The organism is Mesorhizobium sp. M7D.F.Ca.US.004.03.1.1, from assembly GCF_003998635.1.
Classification (GTDB): domain Bacteria; phylum Pseudomonadota; class Alphaproteobacteria; order Rhizobiales; family Rhizobiaceae; genus Mesorhizobium; species Mesorhizobium loti.
The window spans coordinates 1-3,194 of record NZ_RZQG01000706.1 but is presented as its reverse complement, the minus strand read 5'-3'; the positions used below and the strand labels follow the sequence as shown (position 1 = coordinate 3,194).

The 3,194-nt window shown below is 65.2% G+C and carries 3 protein-coding genes; 2 read left to right on the top strand and 1 reads right to left on the bottom strand.

Features of this window, described 5'->3' with window-relative positions; genetic code table 11:
• Positions 1 to 150: 150 nt before the first annotated feature.
• Positions 151 to 1,536, bottom strand: coding sequence for a PLP-dependent aminotransferase family protein (locus tag EN935_RS28385; protein ID WP_126067932.1), 1,386 nt, complete (start codon positions 1,534 to 1,536; stop codon positions 151 to 153).
• Between the two features lie 83 nt (positions 1,537 to 1,619).
• On the opposite strand from EN935_RS28385, the gene EN935_RS28380 reads away from it, so the two are divergent.
• Both EN935_RS28380 and EN935_RS28375 read left to right on the top strand, forming a co-directional pair.
• Complete coding sequence (locus EN935_RS28380) at positions 1,620 to 2,111, top strand: Lrp/AsnC family transcriptional regulator (protein ID WP_109670199.1); 492 nt, start codon at positions 1,620 to 1,622, stop codon at positions 2,109 to 2,111.
• 130 nt (positions 2,112 to 2,241) lie between these two features.
• The coding region (locus EN935_RS28375) for an aldehyde dehydrogenase family protein (RefSeq protein WP_127373854.1) at positions 2,242 to 3,194 on the top strand (953 nt) is incomplete at its 3' end.

Here is a 3,194-nt window from a genome sequence, read left to right as displayed (position 1 = left end):
GTGCCGAAGAGTGCGCCGGGATTCGGGTCAGGCCGAGCCGAGAATGGGAGCCTCCGAGAACCGGAACGGAGCGTACTTTCGTACGTGAATACCGGAAGCGCAGGAGGCTACCTTTCGCAGACCGGCATCACCCGAATAGCGGCGTACTCGCTAGATAGCGAGCAGCAGATGCTCCGGATCGCCAAGCAGCAGCTTGGTGACAACGCCGAGGCCGGCGCGCAGTTCCCCCTCGGTGGTCGAGCCCAGCGAGATGCGCACCGCCGGATGCCAGGGCGCATCCGAGATGCGGAAGGAGGTGCCGGGTGCGATCGCCACGCCTTGCAGGCGAGCCTGGGCGACAAAGCTCTCCTCGGCGCGGTCGGCCGGCAGTTGCAGCCAGACATGCAGCCCGTCGCGCTTGGCGCGATAGTCGACCCCCGCCAGCACTTGCGCCGCAATATCCTGCCGGCGCCGCAATGCCGCGCGCTGCCAATGGACAAGCTCCATCGCCGTGCCGTCGGTCACCCATTTGGTGGCGATCTCCGCCACCAGCGGCGTCGCCATCCAGTTCGAGACCAGATGCCGGTTGGCGACGGCGGCGACATAACGGTCAGGCGCGGCGAGATAGCCGATGCGCAGTCCGGGCACGGTGATCTTGGTGAAGGAGGTGACGTAGAGCGTGCGCTCTGGCGCGAAGGCAGCAACCGGCGGCGGCCGGTCTTCGACCAGGGGACCCAGCACATCGTTCTCGATGATGGCGATGTCGTGCTTGCGCGCCACAGCCGCGATTTGCTCGCGCCGCGCCGCATCCATCAGCGTCGCCGTCGGGTTGATCACCGAGGGCTGCACGAACACGGCGCGGATGTCGGAAAGCCGGCACGCCTCGTCCAGCGCCTCCGGGATCAGGCCGTTGTCGTCGATCGGCAGCCCCTCCAGGTTGAAGCCGAGATAGCGGGCCAGCGGCACCAGCGTGTGATGGCCGATCGCCTCGGTGGCGACCGTCGAGCCAGGCGGCGCCACACTCATCAGCGCCACGGTCATGCCGGCGGTGGCGCCGTTGGTCAGGCTGATGTTCTGCGCGGAGGTGTCGAGCCCGCACAGTTTCAGCCATTCGACCGCCACCGCGCGGTGGCGCGGAAACACCATGTTGGGCCGGAACGAAAGGGCTGAACTCGACGGCAGGTTCTCGGCCAGCCAGCCCAGCGCCTGCTTCAGCCGCTCCAGATGCATCGGCTCGCAGACCGGTTTCAGGATCGAGAGATCGATAACTTCGCCCAGCCGCTCCGGCAGGTATGGCGGTTCCGGCTCGCGGCGCTGCGTCTGGACGAAGCTGCCGCGGCCGATCTCGCCCGAAATCAGGCCGCGCCGGATCAGTTCCTCATAGGCGCGGCTGACCGTCTGCACCGAAAGCTTGAGGTCGTCAGCCAGCCGGCGATGGGTCGGCAGTCGTGCGCCATTGGCAAGGCGCCCGTCATGGATGGCGCGCGCGAACTGGTCGGCCAGCGATTGATAGGCTGGCCGCCGGATGAGCGCGGGATCAGGTTGCCACAATGTCATGACTTATTAGAGATCGAAATCAGTGCAATTGACAATCGAAATAATGCGCCGTCATGGTGCGGTGGACGAAAAAGTGGACGCCGATGAACGCTGCGAAACTCGACCCGATCGACCTGAAAATCCTCGACGCCATCCAGCGCGACGGACGCATCACCAAGCTGGCGCTGGCCGAGCAGGTCGGCCTGTCGCCGACGCCGTGCTGGATGCGGCTGCGCAAACTGGAAAAAGCCGGGATCGTGTCTGGCTACCACGCCAGGATCGCCATGCGCGTCGTCGCACCCGTCGCCACCGTGCTGATGGAGGTGACGCTGGCCAACCACCGCCAGGCCGATTTCGATCGCTTCGAGCGCGTCATCCGCGACATTCCCGAGATCGTCGCCTGCTGGTCGGTGGGCGGCGGCGTCGACTATGTGCTGAAGGTGATGGCGCGCGACATCGACGCCTACCAACGGCTGGTCGATGGCTTGCTCGACCGCGAAATCGGCATCGATCGCTACTTCACCTACATCGTCATCAAGACAGTGAAGGACGAGATCGCGCTGCCGATAGCCGACCTGCTGCCGGCGTCGCCGTAGGATTGGAGAGATCCTCTCGCCGGACGGCACAATAGAGAGAGTCTCTCTACTTCAAGGCATCCAAACAGCCTCTCTGTCTGCATCGGGCGGATAGTCTTCCCGCATCAGTCCGAACCGGGAGGCATCGACCATGTCCGCGCATTTCGCCCGCTCGCATCGCCATGAAGCGCTCGACGGCCTCGCCGACCGCCGGCTGTTGCGCGAACTCGCCTATGTCGACGGCCACTGGACGGCGAGCGAGGCTGCCGAAAGTTTCGAGGTCACCGATCCGGCCACCGGCACCACTGTCGCTTTCGTCGCCGCGCTCGATGGCCGGCAGACGACAAACGCGATCGATGCCGCGGCGCGCGCCTTTCCGGCCTGGCGGGCGCTATTGCCGCAGGAGCGCTCGAAAATCCTGCGAAAATGGTTCGAGCTGATCATCGCTGCAAAGCAAGACCTCGCTCTGCTGATGACGCTGGAACAGGGCAAGCCGCTGCAGGAGTCGCTGGGCGAGATCGACTATGCCGCTTCCTTCGTCGAATGGTATGCGGAAGAAGCAAAACGCCTGAATGCCGAGAGCGTCACCAGCCATCTGCCGAACGCGGAAATGATGGTGCGGCGCGAGCCGCTCGGTGTCGTCGGTGTCGTCACGCCGTGGAATTTTCCGTTGGCGATGCTGACCCGCAAGGCGGCAGCCGCCCTTGCCGCCGGCTGCACCATTGTTGCGCATCCCTCCTCGGAGACGCCGCTGTCGGCGCTGGCGCTGGCCGAACTCGGCGAACGCGCCGGCCTGCCCGCCGGCGTCTTCAACATCATCACCGGCAAGGCTTCGACCATCGTCGGCCGGATGTGCGAAGATCCGCGCGTCCGCGCCATGAGTTTTACCGGCTCGACCGAGATCGGCCGGCTGATCGCCGCGCAAAGTGCGCCGACGATGAAGCGGCTGGTGATGGAGCTTGGCGGCCATGCGCCGCTGATCGTCTTTGCCGATGCCGATCTCGACAAAGCGGTGAGCATCGCCATCGACGCCAAATTCGCCACCTCGGGCCAGGACTGCCTCGCCGCCAACCGTATCTATGTCCAGCGTCCAATCTACGAGCG